Source organism: Kamptonema sp. UHCC 0994, from assembly GCF_029167235.1.
Lineage (GTDB): Bacteria > Cyanobacteriota > Cyanobacteriia > Cyanobacteriales > Microcoleaceae > Kamptonema.
Genome location: NZ_JARFTR010000079.1, coordinates 1 through 23,293 on the forward strand (window position 1 = coordinate 1; position 23,293 = coordinate 23,293).

12 protein-coding genes are annotated in these 23,293 nt (G+C 45.6%); 4 read left to right on the forward strand and 8 right to left on the reverse strand.

Translation table 11 applies throughout. The features are described from left to right. Positions 1–160: 160 nt before the first annotated feature. The 3 genes from hemE (at position 161) to PY364_RS07900 (ending at position 3,003) form a co-directional block, all read left to right on the forward strand. Positions 161–1,216 (forward strand): uroporphyrinogen decarboxylase, encoded by a 1,056-nt coding sequence (gene hemE / locus PY364_RS07890; RefSeq protein WP_275521691.1) that lies wholly within the window; start codon positions 161–163, stop codon positions 1,214–1,216. A 244-nt stretch (positions 1,217–1,460) separates the two neighbouring features. Further along, entirely contained in the window at positions 1,461–2,420 is a 960-nt protein-coding gene (locus PY364_RS07895; RefSeq protein WP_275521713.1) for an NAD(P)-dependent oxidoreductase, read from the forward strand. Positions 2,421–2,493: 73 nt separating this feature from the next. Next, positions 2,494–3,003 carry a DUF29 family protein gene (locus PY364_RS07900; RefSeq protein WP_275521692.1) on the forward strand — a complete coding sequence of 170 codons (510 nt, stop codon included), beginning with the start codon at positions 2,494–2,496 and terminating at the stop codon, positions 3,001–3,003. A 37-nt stretch (positions 3,004–3,040) separates the two neighbouring features. Here the strand turns inward: PY364_RS07900 and PY364_RS07905 are convergent, their stop codons facing one another. From PY364_RS07905 to PY364_RS07935, 7 genes are all read right to left on the reverse strand, one after another. Then, entirely contained in the window at positions 3,041–3,652 is a 612-nt protein-coding gene (locus PY364_RS07905; protein ID WP_275521693.1) for a Uma2 family endonuclease, read from the reverse strand. A gap of 189 nt (positions 3,653–3,841) precedes the next feature. After that, the gene (gene rpmB / locus PY364_RS07910; protein WP_007353560.1) at positions 3,842–4,078 is read right to left on the reverse strand and encodes a 50S ribosomal protein L28; all 237 of its coding nucleotides are present in this window, start codon (positions 4,076–4,078) and stop codon (positions 3,842–3,844) included. Positions 4,079–4,238: 160 nt separating this feature from the next. Further along, positions 4,239–6,227 carry a molecular chaperone HtpG gene (gene htpG / locus PY364_RS07915; protein ID WP_275521694.1) on the reverse strand — a complete coding sequence of 663 codons (1,989 nt, stop codon included), beginning with the start codon at positions 6,225–6,227 and terminating at the stop codon, positions 4,239–4,241. A gap of 635 nt (positions 6,228–6,862) precedes the next feature. Continuing rightward, positions 6,863–9,568 (reverse strand): ATP-dependent chaperone ClpB, encoded by a 2,706-nt coding sequence (gene clpB, locus PY364_RS07920; RefSeq protein WP_275521695.1) that lies wholly within the window; start codon positions 9,566–9,568, stop codon positions 6,863–6,865. A 252-nt stretch (positions 9,569–9,820) separates the two neighbouring features. Beyond that, entirely contained in the window at positions 9,821–10,654 is an 834-nt protein-coding gene (locus PY364_RS07925) for a 2OG-Fe(II) oxygenase (protein WP_275521696.1), read from the reverse strand. A gap of 53 nt (positions 10,655–10,707) precedes the next feature. Beyond that, positions 10,708–12,144: an amidohydrolase family protein gene (locus PY364_RS07930; protein ID WP_275521697.1), complete on the reverse strand. Its 1,437-nt coding sequence runs from the start codon at positions 12,142–12,144 to the stop codon at positions 10,708–10,710. Between the two features lie 51 nt (positions 12,145–12,195). Further along, the gene (locus tag PY364_RS07935; protein ID WP_275521698.1) at positions 12,196–16,302 is read right to left on the reverse strand and encodes a beta-ketoacyl synthase N-terminal-like domain-containing protein; all 4,107 of its coding nucleotides are present in this window, start codon (positions 16,300–16,302) and stop codon (positions 12,196–12,198) included. A 473-nt stretch (positions 16,303–16,775) separates the two neighbouring features. Here PY364_RS07935 and PY364_RS07940 point away from each other — a divergent pair, with 473 nt between their 5' ends. Beyond that, entirely contained in the window at positions 16,776–17,561 is a 786-nt protein-coding gene (locus PY364_RS07940; RefSeq protein ID WP_275521699.1) for a sulfotransferase, read from the forward strand. Positions 17,562–17,614: 53 nt separating this feature from the next. Here PY364_RS07940 and PY364_RS07945 read toward each other — a convergent pair whose 3' ends face one another. Further along, complete coding sequence (locus PY364_RS07945) at positions 17,615–23,290, reverse strand: type I polyketide synthase (protein ID WP_275521700.1); 5,676 nt, start codon at positions 23,288–23,290, stop codon at positions 17,615–17,617. Positions 23,291–23,293 lie beyond the last annotated feature (3 nt).

The window sequence follows — 23,293 nt, forward strand, 5'->3', positions numbered from 1 at the left end:
GGCGGCGTTACAAGGAGTTTTGTGTAAGTCCTAATATATAAAAATTTCAAATTTTTAATTTTTAATTTTTAATTTTTAACAAGGTTTGCGTGAAAAAGGGGAATCTGGGAATGGTAAGCTATCAACAACCTTTAAATATGTAGTTCAGAGTAAAGTAGAGATGGCCGGATCAACCCAAGAACCCTTGTTATTACGGGCCGCACGCGGTGAAGTGTTAGAGCGTCCGCCGGTGTGGATGATGCGGCAGGCGGGTCGCTATATGAAAGCTTATCGGGATTTAAGAGATAAGTATCCATCTTTTCGCGATCGCTCGGAAAAAACAGATATCGCAGTGGAAATTTCCCTGCAACCCTTTCGAGCTTTTGAACCTGATGGTGTGATTTTATTTTCAGATATTTTGACCCCCCTGCCTGGAATTGGCATTAATTTTGATATTGTGGAAAGTCGCGGGCCGATGATTGACCCGCCGATCCGCTCTTTGAAACAAATCGAGCAACTTCACCCGCTGGAACCAGCAGAGTCACTGCCTTTCATCCGGGAGATTTTACAGACTTTGCGCCAAGAAGTAGGCGATCGCGCGACAGTATTGGGCTTTGTGGGCGCTCCTTGGACTTTAGCAGCCTATGCTATTGAAGGTAAAAGCTCCAAAGACTATACTGTGATTAAGGGCATGGCATTTTCAGAGCCCGCAATGCTGCATCAATTTTTGAGTAAATTAGCAGACGCGATCGCTATTTATGTCCGCTACCAAATTGACTGCGGAGCACAAGTAGTACAGATGTTCGACTCTTGGGCGGGACAGTTGAGTCCCCAAGACTACGAAACCTTTGCTCTACCTTATCAGCGCCAAGTAGTTGAGCAAGTGAAAGCTACTCACCCAGATACACCTCTGATCCTTTATATTAATGGCAGTGCTGGACTACTGGAGCGGATGCCCAAGTCTGGCGTTGACCTAGTTAGTGTAGACTGGACAGTAGATATGGCCGAAGCAAGAGCTAGGCTCGGTTCTAAAGTTGGGGTGCAAGGAAACATCGATCCTTGTGTATTATTTGGCTCAAAAGATTTTATTCGGGAACGTATTCTCGAAACCATTCGCAAAGCAGGAAACAAAGGCCACATCCTGAATTTAGGACACGGTGTTTTGCAAAATACACCAGAAGAAAATGTCGGCTTTTTCTTTGAAACAGCAAAACAAGCTGACAAATTACTTTCTTAGAACTTACGCACGGACAACATAATTTGTCAAAAGCGACCGTAGGGAAGCAATCTCAAACTATGTTTTTCGTACTTAGTGCGTAAGTCCTGTTTCTGTCTCCACCTAACATTAAGTAAGGGAAGGTAGGAGAGATGAAAGAGAAGAGGGAGTTAAAAGTATGAGGAAGGTAAACCCTCCCCATCCTCCCCATATTCCCCATCTCCCCAATCTTCCCATCTTCCCATCCTTCTTCTCCCTTCCTGCAATGAACCCGAAGCGAATTCTTGTGACAGGTGCTAGCGGCTGCATTGGTCACTATATCGCCGAAACCCTGATCCAAAATACAGACCATGAATTGTATCTGCTAGTCCGTAACCCAGACAAGCTAGGTTTTGACTTAAATGCTCGTCCTGGTATCAATATAATTCAAGCTGACTTGCGAGAGGTGGATAAATTCACCGATTTGTTAAAGACAATTAATGTGGCAATTCTCGCCGCAACTTCTTGGGGTGGCACGCAGGAAGTTTTTGATATTAATGTTGTTAAAACTATTAGGTTGATCAAGTTACTTTCTCCACAAAATTGTCAGCAAGTTATTTACTTTTCTACTGCAAGTATCCTCGATCGTAATAACAATTTACTTAAGGAAGCTGGTCAACTCGGAACGGACTATATCCGGTCAAAATATGACTGTATGTGGCAGTTATCTCGACTGACAGATGTGCCTCCGATTACGAGTGTTTTTCCGACTTTGGTATTGGGAGGCGATGCTAATAAACCTTATTCTCATCTGTCATCAGGCATACCGGAAGTAGCAAAATGGATTAATGTAATTCGCTGGTTTAAAGCTGATGCGAGTTTTCACTTTATGCACGGGGTGGATATTGCTGAAGTAGTACGCTACTTGGTTGAACATCCTCCGGCATCTAAAGAGAAGCGAAAATTTGTGCTGGGAAATCCAGAAATAACAGTTAATCAGGTAGTAGAAGAAGCTTGTGCTTATTTGAATAAAAAAATATTTTTTCGGATTACTCTATCTCCTTGGTTAGCAGATTTATTAATTGTATTGTTCCAGATTCAGATGGCTCCTTGGGATAGATTTTGTTTGGAATATCGCCATTTTAGCTATAAAGAACCTCTGAATCCTCAAAGTCTTGGGTTGCCTAGTTACTGCACTAATTTTGCAGATGTTTTAAGGGTAAGTGGGGTTCCAGGGAAGGAGTGAATGGTATAAATTTAGCGGTATTAGTTATCTTAGTAACAAGACATTTTTCAGGTGAAAGTGAGGGAATATTGTCGTGACTCAAGAGCTGATAGATTTAAGAGCGAGTATTGTTGAAGGGCGTTATGAAGATGCTTTGGTTATTGTTGATGAGCTAGAGTGGATGAGTAAAAAAGGCATTTTGCTAAATATTGAGAGTTTTCTAGTTAGAATGCTGGTTCATTTGATTAAAAACGAAGTCGAACAGAGGTTAACTAATTCTTGGGTGGCTTCGATTCGAGATTCGATTATTAAGATTCAAGATTTGAATCTAAAAGAAAATAACACTTCATATTATATCAAAGAAAATGAATGGGACTCGCGGTTAGAAATGGCTTTTAAAGATGCTATTTTTGAGGCAAGTACGGAAGTAGCTAATGGAGCATATAAACCGCGTCAACTCAGACAAATACTTGATGAAAGCAGGATTTTAACGAGAGCTAATGAATTACTGAGATTGACTTATTTGCATTCAAATCAGACATTGCGGGATGCAATAAATCAGGAATTTATTAAATTGCCAGGTGGAGAAGATTGGGTTGATTAGATTCAAGATTTATAGGTAAGCTTTTTAGCTATCTTTCTTAAAACTTAATGCGGCGATAAATTTCCGACATCGGAAGTTCTACATTTAAACTATGCAGTAAAATCGACTGTTCAATGCGATCGTAAACTTGCCATTCCCAACGCTCCTTACTATCGCGATTGCTGTTGTGATATTGCTCAATGTAAGGTTCAGTTTGACTGACAAGCAGATATTCACAAAAACTAGCAAGAGAGCGATATTTTCTAAATTTTTCACCGCGATCGTAGCCTTCAGTAGATGGCGAAAGGACTTCAACAATCAGCAAAGGATTGAGAATTTCATCCGTGCGATCGCCATTGAATTCTGGTTCGCCATCAATTACGAGAACATCGGGATAAGTTCCGTGATTAAAGCTAGGAATCCAAATTCGTAGATCGCCATTATAGGTTTGAAAGTTGGTGTCTCGCAGAGCTACATTGAGAAAAGTCGTAATGTCTACGGCTATGCGGCTGTGAGCGGGGGAACCTCCTGACATAGTAATCATCTCTCCGTTACAATATTCGTGACGTTCTTCAGCAGTTTCCTCGATCGCTCGATACTCATCTGGAGTGAGGTGAGTCTTTGTCACATCTGGAACAAGGTTTGGCGGGTTGGTTTGAGCAATGACCACGATCGCACCTCCTAAATAATTAGACCTTAAATCATTATTACCTACTGCTAGAAATCCGCCAATTGTGCAGTTTCCAACCTAATTGCTCGGTGCGGTTCCCTTAAAAAAATTGAGTGCGATCGCATCAATAAACGCGATCGCACCCAAAAAATTACCAGCCTTTTCAACCAAATGGTATTAATTGCCGATTTAATATTTGTTCAAGTTAATTCCAGCTTCCCGCGCCAGAGCATCCAAACCCTTGAGTTGTATGGTTTTAATCGCCTTCGTAGAAAGATGTAACTTCACCCAGCGCTTCCCTTGGGGCCACCAAATCCGTTTCCACTGCAAATTCGCCTCCTGCAACTTGTGAGTGCGGCGGTGCGAGTGGGAAACAGCCATCCCATTATTCGCCTTTTTCCCTGTCAACTGACATTTCCGAGACATATTACCCTCCAGATTACCGTTTTTCTTTGCGATGCAACCTTCAATTATAGATCGATTCGCACAAATAGGTCAAATCAGGAGTATCCTATCAAAATCCCCCTGTTTTCAAGCTACAGTTTATAAACTGTAGTTTTTTTCAGAGGGATTTGAGGACAATTGATTACAATGCTCGTTCAGTTAACCGCGTCAACACCTGATTTGACCGTTCCACAAAATCCTTCATTCCTTCAGCATCAAACCCTTTTTGAGCCATCAAAGCTAAGTCATAAACGTGATGGCAAATCATATTTGCCAACTCGCTAGATGGAGATACTCCGCTACCTTGAATAATCGCGCCTTGACTCAAATTAGCCAGATTTTGAATCAGCGGATGAGCCGTATTTACTACTAAGATATGTTCGTCAGGAAATCCAGCCGTTTGCTGCTGCAATAAAGCCGTCATATCCCGCAGTCGCCGCATCGCTTCTGGTAATAAAACAATTGCCGGTGGCGTACCCTGCGGATCGTCAGATTTCAAAGCTTCAGTACGAATAGTAACTGTTGGCTTACCGATCGCTTGTTGGAACAACTCTTTAATTTGTTCGCTGCGAGTTTTATTGGTATTCGGGTCAACAATCTCAGCTTCTTTTTCCTTATCAATCAGCGTCTCATCAAGTTCAGAATCAACTCGTGAGAATTTGACATCTTTATAGTCTCTCTCCAAGGAACTGATAAAGTGTGTATCAATGAAAGAGTCCATAAATAGGACTTCCAAACCTTGACTCTTGTGCAGTTCCACATAAGTAGCCTGCGATGCCGGTTCAGTACAATAAAATACGCGGTTTTCGTGGCGTTTTTGATTGCGTTCCAAATACTCCTGAAGGGTAGTATAAGGTTGTGTTGAAGTTGAGGTTTCCGACTTCGGCGTTACTTCTTGCCATGCGTCTCCATCCTCAGCTTGTACTTGCACTTCTGGCGTTACATTTTCTGATTTTTCTGCCGTTGGTTGGTAAGTCGTGCGATAAATTAGGATATCTTCGACTTGCTTCTTAAACTTCTCATCATTCAGCGATCCGAACTTGACAAATGTACCGATGTCTTGCCAACAACGGATATATTCATCGCGGTTATCGCGGTAAAGTTCTTTGAGACGATCGCCTACTTTTTTGGCAATATAATCAGCAATTTTCCTGACTGTACGGTTGCTTTGTAGGGAACTGCGAGATACATTCAAAGGAATGTCTGTGCTATCAATTACCCCTCGCAATGGCATCAAGAATTTAGGGATAACTTCTTCGCAGTGCTCGCTGACAAAGACTTGATTGCAGAATAGTTTAATATTGCCTTGAGTAACATCGACATCGGGCCGCAATTTAGGGAAATATAGAATCCCGTTGACAATGAAAGGATAATCTGTATTTAGATGTACCCACAAAAGCGGTTCTTCTTGGAAGGGATAGAGGTAGCGGTAGAGTTCTAAATAATCTTCTTTGGTGAGGTTGCTAGCAGATTCTCGCCAAGCAGCTTTTTGCTTGTTAATTACTTCGCCATCCAGTTTAATTGGCACTGGCATGAAGTCGCAGTAAGTTTTAATTAGCTGCTTAATGCGGCTGCTTTCTAAATATTCTTCTTCTTCATCTTGGAGAGTGAGAGTAATCGTTGTACCGCGTTCTGTGCGGGGAGAATCTGTCAATTCAAAGGCTGGTGAACCGTCGCAAGACCAGTGTACTGCTTGAGCACCTTCTTGGTAGGAAAGGGTATCGATTTCTACTTGTTTGGCAACCATGAAGGAAGAGTAGAAACCCAGACCAAAGTGACCGATAATTGCGTCGTTACCTTCTCCTTTGTATTTTTGAATAAATTCTTCGGCGCTGGAAAAGGCAACTTGATTGATGTATTTTTTTACTTCGTCTGCTGTTAGACCAATACCGTTATCAGAGACAGAGAGGGTTTTTTTCTCTTTATCAATGGCGAGGTGAATTTCTGGTTCGCCGATGTCGCCGCTAAATTCGCCGGAACGGGAAATCATTTTCAGTTTCGCGATCGCATCTACGGCGTTTGATACCAGTTCCCGCAAGAATATCTCGTGGTCAGTATAGAGAGATTTCTTGATAATCGGGAAAATATTCTCGGTATGGATCGTAATTGTTCCCTGTTCGAGGACTGTCATAGTTTTACTTTAAGTGACTGTGAGTATAGGATTGACGCACGATGAAGCTTAAACTTCGATCCATCTTAACCCCCCTGAAAACAGGAGGAAACCCTTGGAGGGGATGGGAATCTCAAAAGTCCCCTTTTTCGGGGAGTTCGGGGATCTTTACTTACGCACACTTGTACAGTAACGCCGCCTTCTAGGCGGTTTCTTTACCGCCTAGAAGGCGGCGTTACGTAAGTAATGCGTAAGTTCTGTCTGCGTAAGTCCTGTATTTAATGATTTTGTGCGATCGCGCCGCTTTTTTGCAAAGGGATTACCCTAAAAGGATGATTCGGTTTACCCTACTTTCAGGAAGTTGGGAGCATAACTATATCATTGATAATTATGTCATTACGAACTCTGCAAAGCAATGTCTAGGTCTTGGCGATTGCTTCGCGGAGCTCGCAATGACAGATCGGACAAGCATAATTATGTCATTAATAACTATGTCATTGCGACTATAATTATTATGTCATTGCGAGCGAAGCGAAGCAATCTCTTCGGACAAGCATAATTATGTCATTGCAACCACAATTATTATGTCATTGCGAGCGAAGCGAAGCAATCCCGAAGCAATCTCTAGGTCTTAGCGATTGCTAAAAGTATAACACCTAAGTTATCTCCTTGCCACTGACCACCAGGGTAGATACCAAGTCTTTCTTACTAAAAATCATACTGTTATCAACACAATCTATCACAATAGTATCACCCTCCACAAAGGTATTTTCTAACAACTTATTCGCCAGCGGGTTTTCTAATTCTCGCTGAATCGCACGTTTCAAAGGACGCGCACCATAAACAGGGTCGTAACCGACATCAGCGATATAATTCTTGGCCGCTTCTGACAGTTCCAAGTTAATTTTTTGATCTCCCAGCAACCGTTCAATTCTCTTGACTTGAATGCTGACAATTTGCCGCAATTCTGTCTTACTTAAAGTGTGGAATAAAATAATATCATCAACGCGGTTGAGAAATTCAGGACGGAAGTGCGATCGTAACGCCTCCGTTACCCGTTTGTACATCATTTCGTACTTAGAATCATCGCCAGCAACATCCAGAATGTAGTCGCTACCAATATTGCTAGTCATCACAATTACGGTATTTCTAAAATCAACAACTCTCCCCTGAGAATCGGTAATTCTACCATCATCTAACACCTGCAATAAAATGTTAAAAACATCCGGGTGCGCCTTTTCTACTTCATCAAAAAGTACGACTGAATAAGGGTGACGGCGTACTGCTTCCGAAAGTTGACCGCCTTCATCATAACCCACATATCCCGGCGGAGCTCCCACTAATCGCGAGACGCTATGCTTCTCCATGTATTCCGACATATCTATTCGCACGATCGCATCATCGGTATCAAATAGAAACTCAGCTAAAGCCCGCGCTAATTCTGTTTTTCCTACACCAGTCGGCCCCATAAATAAGAAAGAACCAATGGGTCTACCGGGGTCTTTCATGCCGGCGCGAGCTCTACGAATGGCGGCGGAAACTGCTTCTACGGCTTCGTGTTGACCGATGACTCGGTGGTGTAAATGTTTCTCTAATTGTAACAGTTTTTGCCTTTCTGATTCTAACAATCTATTAACAGGTATTCCCGTCCATTTTGCAACTATTTCGGCAATATCACTAGCCGTAACTTGTTCTCGCAACAGGGATGAACCTTGAGATTGTAGTTTCAATAATTCGGCTTCTTTGGCTTCGCGATCGCGCACCGCAGTCTCCAGTCTTCCATACTTTAACTGTGCCGCCTTATTCAGATCGTAAGCCCTTTCTGCCTGCTCAATTTGCACCCTTAACTCGTCTTCTTCCGCTTTCAATTGATTGATTGCATCTAAAGATTGCTTTTCACCTTGCCACTGAGTTGATAACTTTTCCTGCTTTTCTTTCAAAGCATCAATTTCAGCTTGAATGCGCTCTAACCTAGTAGTGAAACCAAGATTTTGAACCCCTTTGCCTTCACCTTCGATCGACAGTTTTTCCATTTCCAACTGCATCACCCGCCGATCGATTTGTTCTAATTCTGCGGGTTTAGAAGTGATTTCCATCTTCAATTGAGCAGCGGCTTCATCTACTAGATCGATGGCCTTATCTGGTAAGAATCTATCGGAAATATAACGGGAAGACAAAGTAGCCGCAGCAACTAAGGCAGAGTCTAATATTTTAACTCCATGATGTCTTTCATAACGGTCTTTAAGTCCGCGCAAAATTGAAATAGTATCTTCGACGCTAGGTTCATCGACAAATACTTGTTGAAATCTTCTTTCTAAGGCAGGATCTTTTTCAATATTCTTGCGAAATTCATCGAGGGTGGTTGCGCCAATACAGCGCAATTCACCTCTGGCTAACATCGGTTTCAGCAAGTTGCCGGCATCCATTCCCGAACCGGAACTTCCACCGCCACCAGTGCCGACAACTGTATGCAGTTCGTCAATAAATAAGACGATTTGACCGTCAGAATTGATCACTTCTCGCAATACTGACCGCAGGCGTTCTTCAAATTCGCCTCGGAATTTGGCCCCGGCAATTAAGCTGCCCATATCGAGGGAAAATAACTGGCGATTTTTGAGAGATTCGGGCACATCGCCGTTAACAATTCGCTGGGCTAAACCTTCTGCGATCGCAGTCTTTCCTACCCCCGGATCGCCGATTAATACGGGATTATTTTTCTGCCGACGAGAGAGCACTTGGACTACGCGGCGAATTTCCTCATCGCGACCGATTACAGGGTCGAGTTTTCCCGATTTTGCGGCTTCTGTCAAGTCCCGGCCGAACTTAGCGAGTGCGTCATAAGTTGACTCGGAATTTTGGTCTTGAACTTTTGCAGAACCTCGGATAGCTTTAATTACTTCTTCAAGTTTTTGGCGATCGATGACTTTAGCGGGAGGAGTGCGATCGTAACCGGGGCGAGGGGGCGGGCCTTCGGTTTTTGTCAGCAAACGGCGGCCAATGCGTTCATCCTCGATGAAGGCGATTAATAAATGTTCTACAGCGATAAAACCGTCCTGCCAAGCCACTCTTGCAGCTTCAGCAGCGTCTAACATCACTTCTAAGCCGCGTCCGAGGTAAAGTTGTTCGGCATTGGCGACTTTGGGTTGGCGTTTGGCAAATGCTTCTAGCTGCTGGGCTAGCCGTAGATGGTCAACCCCTGCTTTGCTGAGGATGCTATTGGCAAGGCCTTGCTGTTCTAGAAGTGCGATCGCTAAATGTTCGACCTCTAGCTGCTGATTGGCAAAGCGGCGGGCTACATCCTGGGATTTGACGATGGCTTCCCAGGCTTTATCGGTAAATTTGCTAGGGTCTGTTGGCTGCACGGTGTTTCCTCGCGATCGAAGGGATTTATACTTTTTGTCCCTTCAGATATACTCTCATAACTATGATAGAGGTTAAACGGGTGTCTGAGTCTCTTCGGATTTGGGGTCGGGGCGAAGCATTCGGGTGGTAATCCTCTTTTGTCACTGAGCGTGAGAGGAAAATAGAAATAGAACTCTCAAAGCCTTTGAAAACAATGGTTACAGCACCTCGTCCAGCCACGTAGTCGGCATTTAGAGAATTGGTATTAAATATTAAGTCCAAATAACAAGCGGGTCATCAGTTCCAGAGTATCCAATCAAACATCCCCATGTCATACGCACACCCATTTTTATCTTTTTTACCGAATGAATTCTCATTGAATTGAAAAGAATTAAATCTCCCTGGTTCGGTCTGATCTCAAGTTTTGGTTGTGCGATCTTTTTGCTATCAAGACCGAAACTAGCTGGATCATCTGTGTTGCGTGCCATATTATATTCCCTTTGAGTTGGCCATTCATCCCAAAGCACTAATTCTCCTCCTGATTCAGATGTCTTTAAATATACATTTGCCGCGATTTGATTTATGATATTCGGTTTTTCTTTATAATGTTCGATAAAACCCCATGCCATTACGTCACAATGTGGTCCGCCAGGGCTATCTTCTTTATGCTCTCTAACTATCCCAGCAAACACTTTTTTACCACCAAGTTTTGCTAAATTACAGCCATTACTCCAAATATCATCAAGTTCAACCCTAAGCCTATCAATTGGACTTATGTACGGATGTACCAGCCTCCGCATTTCTTTAATCAATGTGGGTGAATCTTCTTGATACTTTGCTAATTCAAGCTCACTTTCGCATTCATACAACTCTTGTCCTAATCGACTAACTGATGGGTGATCGGGATAAGCGCGAAAATATTTACTCTTTTTTATTCTTTCTGAAATTGTCCTACACTCTTGCTCAAGAAAATAATTCGGTACTATTACCGCATCTATTGAATGGTCTAGAAGTCCAATTAAATGCCATTCTTCAAGTTCTTTCGCAGATATTATGGCATCTTGATTTTTTCGATCGCTACCCAGCTTATTTTCATATGCAGTCATTGGTTTGCCCTCCAGGTTTGATTCAGAAATGTTGTTGCAGATAAGTATGTATACTATAAGTTACCGTTTGCCATCGCTTCCATCAATACCAGTTTTTGGTGAGCGGAATCAGCTTTTACCCGTTGCTCAAGCTGTTGCGCTTGCGCTTGCGCTTCAGCGAGAATAGCGTCCTCATTTACCGTGAGAACTTGGTAGTCTTCCACTAACAGTTTTCCCGCAACCATGACACTTTTAACTTCATGTCCTGAAGCAGCGTACACGAAGTTGGGCACGAGATTGCGAATTGGATCGAGCAGGGTTGGTGAGAGATTAGGAACGGTAAGATCGATCAAAATCAGATCGGCTTCTTTACCTACTTCAAGCGAGCCAATCTTGCGATCTAAACCAATCGCCCGCGCTCCTTCAATGGTCGCCATACGTAACACTTCCCAAGCAGGCATAATGGTCGGGTCTTGATATTTTATTTTGTTGAACAAAGCGGTCAGTTTCATCTCATTGAAGATGTTACAACAGTTGTTGCCGCAGGCTTGATCGGAACCGATCGCAACGGGGCCGCCTGCTTGCCGAAAGATATGTGCGGGCGGCACGAGACCGTCGATGATGGCAATAGCGCCCGAACAGAGTGCCATGCTAGCGCCACTTTTGGCCACTTGTATCGCTTCTTCATCTGTGGCATCTGTCAGGTGAACCGCTAGCAACTGTTCGTCCAAATAGCCAATCTCAGCTAGAAAAGCGATGGGACGCTTACCATATCGTTTGACAATTTGTTCAGTTTCCCGATCGCCCTGCGCCACATGAATATGCAGCATTAAGCCTTCCCGTTGTGCAATCTCTTTAGCTTCGCGTAGCATCTCAAGTGGCAACATATCCGCCGCCTGTAGCCCCAACATAGTGGTGATACGTCCCTCTGCCGCTCCATTCCACGAACAGGCAAAGTCCACAGCCTCTGCCATCACACGCCGCCCCGCCTTTACATCGAAGGGATATAGGTCTCCCTCCTTCCATTCCGACCAATCTAGTGGAAAGGCGTTAAACGCGGGGGCCAAAATGGCACGTACCCCAATTTCATCGAAAAACTCTCCCCAGAGGGGGTAAGGAGACTCAGAATCGCCGAATGTCGTTGTGCCTGCCTTCAGCCCTTCCAACACACTCAAGCGCGTCGCGGCTATGTTCGCTGCGGGTGTCATCTGAAGTCCATAAGGCATTGTCGCGTCCATCAGCCAATTGGTTACATCTTGTGCCACCCCGCGCAGAAGAGAACAAGTCGTGTGTATGTGAGCATCAATCAGCCCAGGCAACACCGCACAATTTACGGCATCGATCGTTTTGTGGCCTTCAAAACGACTCAGCAACGCCTCCGTCGAATCAACTGCCACAATCCGGCTACCCTCAACCGCGATCGCCCCATCGGCAATATACCCCACACCATTTCCCTGCATGGTAAATAGATGAGCGTGTATCACTAATGTGTCTACCTGTTTTTTAGTCATAAGACCTCATACATATTATTTGCATCATCAAGCCTAGTCAAAATTTAGACACTACTTTCTTTCCAGACCAAGCGCATCGGCATGGCGGATAATGCGACGATATGTTTCTGCGATCGCGGCATTGAAATCACTCAGCTTGAAAACCGTGCTAACTCCATGACCACCAGAATCTCGGTCAGGTGGATAACCATCTCGCAGAACACGAAACGATGGGAGCACAGGCCAGTCGTAGACAGAAAGTGCAATAAACTCGTCGATGGGTATGCCATCCTCGTCAGTCAGCGCAATGTACTCTTCGGGTGATTTCCCTGTTTGACTGTGGTATTTGGCATAACCTGGCATTGCTAGGCAGACAAAAATTGTGTCACGACGAGTTTCCCGCAGCATCAACAAAGTCTGAAGCGTCATTAGGTAGCTGGCTACCGTGGGGAAGTGTTTGCTAGAACCGCCCGCGACAATATACACATTGCGGCCACTTGGGTCGAACGTTTTTTGCAGTCTCCCTTGGTCAGTCACTTCGTCCCAACTTCCATAAGTATATGGATCGACAGATGTTGGTTGTAGCACCTGCCACGCGCCCAGCTCTCCATTACGCTCCATTACCCAGAACCAGGGCATATCACCACTATTGAGCAAATCGATCCGATCGGCAATCAGCTTGGGAGGCGCGATCGCCTCTTCTCCGATCCAGCCATACGCCTCCCTTTCAAGCTGGCTTAGTCTTGCTACATCTGCCATTACTGCGGGTCGAACCGTCCAGGGATAAAGATGCAGGGGGCGGGAAGCAGGGGACAAGCCCAGCTCGGTGAGTGCAAAAGACTGCACCTCAACCAACGCATCCTGTTTTGAAGTAACCGAAGATTCGATGAGAACGTCCTGTTGGTCTGCCTGTGGCACAATTTTTTCGAGTAGGAAACTGGCTAGCTGCTTAATCGTGGGATAGTCAAAAACCATCGCCACTGGCAGTTCCAACCCTGTGGTAGAACGTAGCTTATTACGCAGTTCGACCGCCATCAACGAATCAATTCCTAAATCAGAGAACCTCTGTTCGTCGGCGGGAACACTTCCGATAATCGGTTCGATTTCAGATTTGATAATGTTCTTCAATATTTCATATCGTTCCTGATGCGAAGTTTGACTTATTTTTTGTAAAAGTGTTTGACTATTTGTGGTCAAGCTTGCCTGTCGCTGCTGTTCCTCTACCAAATGCTCCAAAATAGTTGGTAATGCAACTCGTTCAGCAGGAGAGAGTTTACGATCGCCGTCCAAAAGCGCCACCAAAGAGTGAATATCACCTTCTTGCAAATATTCCATCAGCGAAGTGGACACCGCGCCACGATTTTGTGGCGATGCGGTGCCCTGAGCTTGTCGAAGGGTATCTGATGCACTGGACAGCTCGAAGCTTTGTGCAGACGGGTTTTGTGCCAAATTAGAGTCGGGAAGCCAATAACGTTGTCGCTGAAACGGATAGGTTGGCAATACCACCTTGCGTCGTTGATATCCCCGATTAAATGCGTCCCAATCAATGTCAGCGCCATGCACGTACAACTCACCCAGACTAGAGAGCATCTGCTGCGAGTCGTTCTGGCTTTCGCGCAAACTGGGCAGGTAGCAAGTAGCAGTCCCTTCTGGGGCAGTTGACTCTTCCTGGAGCGATCGCAGCGCCATACCCAGCAGGGTGGCTGTGGGACCGATTTCGAGAAAGATATTAATACCTTGTTCATGGAGCGTCCTCACCCCATCGGCAAAGCGCACCGCCTCACGCACATGGCGTACCCAGTAATCTGGTCTGGTGATTTCAGTGCCTGCCACTTTCCCTGTAACGTTGGAGACAAGCAGCAACATGGGCTTGTGATAGGTGATACTGGCTGCCACCTGACGGAATTCATCCAACATGGGAGCCATCAGCGGGGAGTGGAAGGCATGGGAAACCGTCAGTTGGCGTGTCTTGATGCCAACGGTGGCGAGTTGTTCAGCAATTGCCATCACAGAGGTGCGTTTGCCAGAGACAACCACGCTTTGTGGCCCATTGATCGCTGCAATTGACACATCGTCTCGGTAAGGTGTAATCGCTTCCTGTATACGAGCTTCATCTACCAAGAAAGAAACCATCGCTCCGTCTTGAGGTAGCGCTTGCATCAGACGACCACGAGTAGCGATGAGTTTCAGGCCATCCTCTAAAGAAAAGATGCCCGCCACACAAGCGGCCACATATTCACCCACACTATGCCCCATCACGACATCTGGTTTGATGCCCCACGATCGCCACAACTGCGCCAGTGCATACTCCAGAGCGAAAAGCGCGGGCTGAGTATAAGCGGTTTGGTGAATGGCTTCTGATTTTCCCTCTGGGTAAAGAATCGAAAGTAGTGACTGGTCGAGATATGCGCCAGCACGCAAGATGTCGTCACAATGGTCGAGTGCTTCTCGGAACGTAGGTTGTCTTTCGTAAAGTTCGCGACCCATTCCTACATACTGTGAGCCTTGGCCTGTAAAAAGAAAGGCGATCTTTGGTAACGATTTGACTTGTCGCTCCCCACCCCGCGATCGTGCAAACGCTGCCAATTGCAAACGCAGTTGCTCTTTAGATTCGGTAACTACCGCAAACCTATGTTTAAAATGTTTGCGCCCTGTGTGCGCTGTGAAACAATAGTCCGCCAGACGAACATCGGGATAGGTTTCTATCTGAGCCGCATAACGCTGAGCCAGTTCTTGTAAGGCTTTGGGTGTTTTTGCAGATAAGGTTAAAATATGCTGCGTTTGATTAATATCATTAGTAGGTTGCTCTATGTTTGGGGCTTTCTCTAGTACGATATGAGAGTTTGTGCCACTGAAGCCAAAGCTACTGACTCCGGCAAAACGATCGCTGGTAGACCAAGGTGTTGTTTCTGTTGGGATAATGACTGGCGATCGCTCCCAGTCAATGTAAGGATTGGGCTGGTGGAAGTGTAGGTTTGGTGGGATTTCACTGTGCTGCATTGAGAGTACAACCTTGATCAGGCCAGCAATGCCAGCAGCAGCCTCAGTATGACCGATATTTGTCTTGACCGAACCGATAATAAGCGGCTGTGAGCGTTGACCAAAGACTTGCCCAAGCGCACCCATTTCGATGGGATCGCCTAATGACGTACCTGTGCCATGTGCCTCGATATAGCTAATTTTATCTGGGTGTAGCCCACCATCCGCTAATGCCTGCCGGATCACCGCCTGTTGTGAGGGCCCGCTGGGCACCGTTAAGCCACTCGTGTAGCCATCATGATTGACCGCGACACCACGAATCAAGGCAAGGATATTGTCCTTGTCGGTAATGGCATCGGATAGGCGTTTGAGAACTACCATGCCACATCCCTCAGCACGGACATAACCATCTGCCCGCACATCAAATGTTTTGCAGCGTCCATCAGGCGACAACATACGCGATCGGCAGGCTCTGATAAAGCCATCTGGTGCCAATTGTGTCTGTACACCACCCGCCAAGGCCAGATCGCAGTCCTGTTGACGCAGGCTCTTGACGGCCAATGCTACAGAAACCAAAGAGGATGAACAGGCGGTATCAAGGGCCAGATTGGGGCCAGTAAGTCCCAAATAATAGGATAGACGACCGCTGGCTGTACTATGGCAGTTACCAGAACCAGAGTAAACATCTAGTTCGGAACTATTACGCATAATCAGATCGCGATAATCGCAATCACTGATGCCAACAAAGACCCCTGTCTGTTTACTAAGGCCATTGCCTGTCAGCCCAGCGCGTTCTAATGCTTCCCAACTCACCTCCAAAAGCAGCCGTTGTTGTGGGTCTAAGCTAACGGCCTCGCGCGCGGAGATCCGAAAAAAGTCTGGATCGAACCCATCTATCTGCTTCAGAAGACCAGCATAGCGTGCGTACATTTTGTTCGGTGTAGCTGGCATCGGATCGTAATATTTATCAACATCCCAACGGGTTTTGGGAATCTCACTAATTGCGTCAACCCCATTGCGTAATAGTTGCCATAATTCTTCGGGCGTATCCGCACCCGGAAAACGACAACTCATTCCGATAATGGCGATGGGTTCTCGTTGCGCGTATTTTAAAAGGTCAAGCTCGGCTTTTAGCTCCTCTATTTTATTCAATGCCTTCTTGACTATAGAAGTTACCTGATTCTCTGGCAAATTATTCATTGATTAGACCTCTTGCAAAAGTCGTCGCTGGGGTAATGTGGAGTCTGAAATTAGGCGATCGCGCCCGTCAATTATAAGCTTTCCTTATTTATTAATAGGGTTGGCCGAAGTTCGTAATTGTCTAGTCCAGCTATCAGATTAACCCTTAAACCAAATCTTTTTTCATGTAATTATCTAAATATTTTTTGGAAAATACAGCATATTCCATATAATATATGTCCTATATAGTCAAAAGAAAGCATTTACAAAATTATGTTTTTCGCATCAAGGAAACTCAAAAAAGTTATCGCAGATGCAGTACATTTGGGAGTGGTAATGATAGTCAACTTTTTTCGCCAATTTGGGTATAGCCATGAGATATTTGTTTAATAAAAAGTTCGCGGATAAAATAGGGATATAGTGTCTAAATATTGACTGATGAGAAGGCAAGTTTGAAGCTTGACCCACCTAATTCTTATGTAAAGGAGCATATCATGCAAGAAAAACGCATCGCAATGTGGTCTGTGCCACGCAGTTTTGGTACAGTGCTGCTACAAGCCTGGTCGAGTCGGCCAGATACCGCTGTCTTTGATGAAATTCTCTCCTTTCCCTATCTCTTTATCAAAGGCAAGGATCTGGGCTTTACTTGGGCGGATCTTGATTCTAGCCAAATGCCCTACACAGATTGGCAATACGTTATTGAGCGGTTAAAGGCTCCCGTACCCGAAGAGAATTTGCAATACATCATCGAGCTGTTAAAGGCTCCCCTGCCCGAAGGGAAATCGATTTGCTATCAGAAGCATCAAGCGTATCATTTAATCGAAGAGATAATGGGGCTTGAGTGGATCTTGCCCTTCACCAACTGCTTTCTGATTCGCCAACCCAAAGAAATGCTCTTATCTTTTCATAAGATTGTGCCGCATTTTACCTTTGAAGAAACAGGCTGGATCGAATTAAAACGGCTGTTTGACTATGTACATCAAAACAGCGGAGCAATTCCGCCTGTCATAGATGCACATGACCTGCTGAATAATCCGCCGCGAATGCTCTCCAAGCTTTGTCAGGCTGTAGGGGTTGAGTTTACTGAGGCTATGCTCAGTTGGCCCCCCATGCAGGTCGAGTTGAACGAAAAACTAGCCCCTTGGTACAGCACCGTAGCAAGCTCTACCAATTTTCTCCCCTATCAGGCTAAGGATGAGCCGTTGCCGCTACATCTTGTCAATATCTGTGAACGTTGCGATGAAATTTATCAGGAATTATATCAATTTCGACTTTCTTAGCCCTCTTTTGTTACTCTAGGAAGAAGAACTGGGGCAGATTGTCACCCCTAGTTTTACCCCATATTGAGTGCTTCTGCCAGCATTCGCGCAATATCATCCACGCTTTCATTATCATCTATTTTAGATTCTATTGAAATGCTTGGTGCTGTCTGTGCTGTTGATTGTGCCATTTGCTCTGTCTTTTGCATAGAGGTATCATCATCAAACATTTTTGCTACTAGGTAGTCATGTAATGAATTAAGTGTTGGGCAATTAAAGAGTAGAGTGGCTGGCAGAGGGAGTTCCAAACTACATATCAACTGATTCCGAAATTCAACCGCCATCAAAGAGTCCAGTCCCATATTCATTAATCCCTGAGAAGGATCGATTTTTTGATTAGAAGCAAAACCGAGAACTTTGAGTGCTGTTGTTTCAAGATGTTCCATCAAAAGGGCATCGCGGTCTGTCTCCGGGAGTGTTTGAAGTTGTTGTCGCAGACTGACTTTCTCTGAGGTGCTGCCTACTATTTGCTGCAACTTGGCTTCTTCTTCGTTACGCAAGTGGTGTGCAAAGTATTCATAAAATGGCATATTCATGCCAACAGAGGATAGATATTCGGCCCAATTAGTCGGTTGTACGGCAACTTGGGGAATTGTATGCTTATTAAGTTTTTGAATAAGTTCGACGAGAATATGCCCTCCTTGCTTTGGCGGAATTGCCGCGATTCCCTGTTGTTTGAATGATAAATTAGCTGCCATGCCAACTTCTGCCCAAGCCCCCCAGTTGATAGTCAAGCTGTTAGATCCCCTGGCGTGACGATAATACATTAATGAATCCAAAAACGCATTGGCTGCGGCGTAATTAGCTTGTCCTGGCTCTTCTATGAGCGATGCAACAGACGAGAACGCGACAAAGAAATCTAAGTCGAGGGTTTGGCTCTGTTGGTGCAGATGCCAAGCTCCGCGAACCTTTGCCGCCATCACCTTTTCAAAACGCTCTCGATTTTGTTGGATCAGGATGCCATCATCCAGGACACCCGCCGCGTGAACAATCCCTCGGATAGAGGTCTTGCTCTGACTTTCTACTAAAAGTCGTTCGCAATCTGCCGCATCAGAGACATCTGCAACAATCAAATCAACGCTGATACCCTCTTGGCGTAGTCGGTCGATAATCAACTGGGCTTCGTTCGAGAGCGTACCACGGCGACTGTTAAGAATTAAGTGCTTTGCCCCAGCATCCGCAAGTGCAAGTGCCACTTGCAATCCCAGACCGCCTAATCCACCTGCGATCAGATAGCCTCCATCGGGCTTGATTTCTGTTTGAATCAGCGCGTGATTTTCTACTTGATAACGAATCAACCTTGCAACATATCGTATTCCTTGGCGGTAAGCAATTTGAGATTCGCCTTCTGTGGCTTGCAGCTCGTTCAATAACAGTGGTACTCCATTTGAAAGCGTATCAAAATCCAAACAACGACAATCAAATTCAGGATGTTCGGCACGGATGGTTCGACTCAATGCCCATAAGGGTGCTTGTTCGATCTGTAAATTCGCTAAGTCATCACCAACCGCTTGACTATTTTGTGTAATTAACCATAGTTTGGGTGTCCACTCTATCTCGCTGAGGGCTTGTACCAAATGAAGAAGACCACCACATAAGTTTAGGACGATATCTGGCACTATTAAATTATTAAAGACATTTGTTAGATCGTGACGATTCCACAGATAGAGTACATATTGACAAGGCGATCCACTGTCAGTCAGAGTTTCCAAAAAACATTTATAGTCATTAAGAAAAGCGGGATTAAGTGTGACAACTGTTGTTAATTTTGTCACATCATTAAGGGCGACATCACCAAGATTTCCAGCGCGTGCAATGTGTTGCTCGGTAACAGTATATTCACGCCCAGGCACTACAAAAATACAGCGCTTTCCTTGACTCTGCAAATGTGCTGCCAAGTCCGCCCCTATTCCTTCTGGTTGTGCAAAAAGAAGCCACGTTTCTGCACCTGTTTTATTAATATCCAGCCCCTCCGAGATTAGTAGAGGTTGCGATCGCCAATCGACTGTATAGAGCCAGTCATGCCAAAAGTCTACCGCTTGCACGGCTTCGGGCATAGCAACACGATCTTCTAACCCTACAAATTCCGCGATCGCTTGCCCACTCTCATCAAACAAAGAAACATCCCATGTGTATCTATTTTTTTCTGTGGCATGAACCCACCACGTTTGTCCGCTTGCAGGCTGATAACAACGTAGTTCATTTAGCGCAAAGGGCACTGTCGGTTCTGATTTCCCACTTTGATCGCCAGACGAAATAGCAAATGGCACTTGCGTACAGGCATCCAACAAACCGGGATGAATCACATATCCGTTGAACGATCCAATGCTTTCCGGTTTTTGCAGACGCGCCAATGCTTCTCCATTGCCTATCCATACTTTTTCTAACCAGCGAAAACGAGGGCCAAAAACCAGACCTTTGTCTGTGAATGTTTGATAGAAAAGATTGCGATCGATTTCCTGCGGGCAACGTGCTTGTATTTCTTCTAGCTCCACTCTAGGAGACACTGTATTTTCAAGCTTAAATTGCCCCTTGGCATGGGTGAGGGGTGTCTCAAAATTAGCATCTGTACTGTTGCTCTCAGGTACATCCTCGGCAAAGCTGAACAATTCAAACTGCGTCTCGCCACCCAAGCGTGGCGCAGCATTAGAGGGAGAACAGGCGACTTGCACTGTGCGACTTGCTTCATCTGCGATCGCCAGAGGTACAGGGAATGTCACATCTTTTAGCAAATAGGTAGTTTGCTTTGCACTATTCCCTCCATTTACATGACCATTTGTATATGACTCGGCAATACTCAGTAGCATTGATAGATAACTTGCACTTGGCAACACAACTGAACCATAAATGCGATAGTCATCAAGAAAGGGCAATGTCTCTAGACTAAATTCTTTCTCAAAGATTGTTTCGTGATGACGCGGCAGTTTCATGCACCTGTCGATCAGAGGACGCAAGCTTTTAGCGGCCTGCTTCTGTTGGGCTGATTCTACCCAGTAACGCTGCCGCTGCCAGGGGTATGTCGGCAGGACAACTTTATGTCGCACATAGTCTTTATCAAAACCGATCCAGTCAATCTCAACGCCATGTAGATAAAGTTGACTCAAGCTCTCCAACATCTGCTGCCAGTCGCTACGATGCTCGCGCAAACTGGGCATCATCATCATTGGTGTAGAGGATGAATTCTCAGAACTTTGTAACTCAACCATGCCAAGCAGTGTGGGTTTGGGGCCGATTTCGATCGTGAAGTTGACATTCTGTTCGTGTAACACCTTAACCCCATCCGCAAAACGGACAGCCTCTTGCAAATGTCTCACCCAGTAATCGGGAGTGGCGATTTCTTCATATATTCGTCGGCCTGTGACATTCGAGATCAGGTTTAGCTGCGGTGGTTGATAGGTGATGGTGTTGGCAACTCGGCGGAATTGACCTAATATTGGCTCCATCAATGGCGAGTGAAAGGCATGAGAGACAGTCAGTTGGCGTGTCTTGATGCCTTCGGCAACTAGCTGTTGGGTAATCTGTTGTAATGTCTCCCTTTTACCAGAGATAACCACACTCTCTGGGCCATTGACGGCCGCAATAGAAACCTCTCGGCTGAAAGGTGCGATCGCTTGCTCTATGCGCGATTTATTGGCCATCACCGATACCATCGCTCCATCGCTCGGCAATTCTTGCATCAGACGGCCTCTTTCAGCAATCAGTTTGAGACCATCCTCTAAAGAAAAGACACCCGCCACACAAGCGGCTACATATTCTCCTACACTATGCCCCATCACCACATCAGGCTCAATGCCCCACGATCGCCACAACTGCACCAGTGCATATTCGAGAGCGAAAAGAGCGGGTTGAGTATAAGCCGTTTCATCAATTTGGGATGGTGCGTCCACTCCCATCTCTTGCCTGGGATAGAGTATTGAGAGGATTGACTTGCCCAAATGCGATCGCAAAATCCGATCGCAGCGGTCAATCGTTTGCCGGAAGGTAGGTTGGCTCTCATAAAGTTCTTGCCCCATTCCTACATACTGTGAGCCTTGACCTGTAAAGAGAAAAGCTATTTTTGAGAGAGAGGTCGCCTCAAAGAGCCCGTCTCCCGATCGCGCAAACGTTTCCAATTGCTGGCGCAACTGCGTTTTAGACTCTGCTACTGCTGCAAAGCGATGTTTAAAATGTTTGCGCCCTGTGTTGGCTGTAAAGCAAATATCCGCCAGACTCTCCTGGAAGCGTTCAGTTAGATAAGTCACATAACGCCGAGCAAGTTCTTGTAGTGCTTGAGGTGTCTCTGCTGATAAGGTAAAAATACGCTGCTTTGAATGAATCTCTACAGTAGACGGCTCTATTTTTGGGGCTTCCTCTAACACGACATGAGCATTGGTGCCACTGAAACCGAAAGAACTTATCCCTGCAAATCGATCGCCAGCAGGCCAAGCTGTTCGTTCTGTTGGGATGGCGATCGGCAATCGCTCCCAGTTAATGCGAGGATTGGGCTGGTGAAAGTGTAAATTAGGCGGAATTTCCCCATACTGCATGGTAAGGACGACTTTAATCAGTCCAGCAATCCCTGCTGCGGCTTCTAAATGCCCAATATTTGTTTTGACTGAACCAATAATTAAAGGCTGCGATCGCTGATTAAAGATTGTTCCCAACGCGCCGACCTCAATCGGGTCTCCTAATGAAGTCCCTGTGCCATGAGCTTCTATATAGTTAACTTGTTCTGGTGTGATTCCGCTATTAGCGATCGCTTGGCGAATTACGGCAGCTTGTTGGGGGCCATTCGGAACGGTCAAGCCACTCGTGCGACCGTCTTGGTTGATGGCTGACCCGCGAATCAACGCCAAGATGTTGTCCCCATCGGCTTGTGCGTCTGACAATCGCTTGAGCACGATCGCGCCACATCCTTCGGCTCGGACATACCCGTTTGCCGACGCATCAAAGACTTTGCAACGACCATCGGGAGACAACATACGGGCTTTTGCTAACGAGATACTTTCCTCTGGCGCTATCAGTCGATAGACTCCCCCAACCAACGCTAAGTCACATTCTCGCTGGCGCAGACTGATCAGTGACTGATGTACAGCGACCAACGACGAAGAACAAGCCGTATCTATCGAGAGACAGGGGCCTGTCAGACCTAGAAAGTAGGACAAGCGACCACTGGCTGTGCTATGAGCATTACCCGAAGCCAAATAAGTATCAATTGCTCCTTGCTTTAAGAGTATTTCACGATAATCAAGGTTACTAATACCGACAAATACGCCTGTTGCCGAAGGTGGCATCACCCCTGCGTTTTCCAGCGCTTCCCAAGTCACCTCCAATAGCAAACGTTGCTGCGGGTCAAGAGAAACCGCTTCTCGCGGTGATATGCCAAAGAATTGGGCATCAAACTCCTCAAGTTGCTCGACAAACCCACCAAAGCGAATTGACATCTTGTCTGCGCTTTCCAGATTTCCGTCTACATAGGCATCAACATCCCAGCGATCTTTTGGTACCTCACCAATAGCATCAACCCCATCACGCAACAACTGCCAGAACGCTTCTGGACTATTCGCACCCGGAAATCGACAGCCCATACCAACGATCGCGATGGGTTCGCGTTGGCTCTCCTTCAACCTGTTAACTTCAGCTTCCAGAGCCTCTATCTTGTGATAGGATTGCTTGACTAATCGTTCGTATATTTCTAGTTTTTTATCCATCTG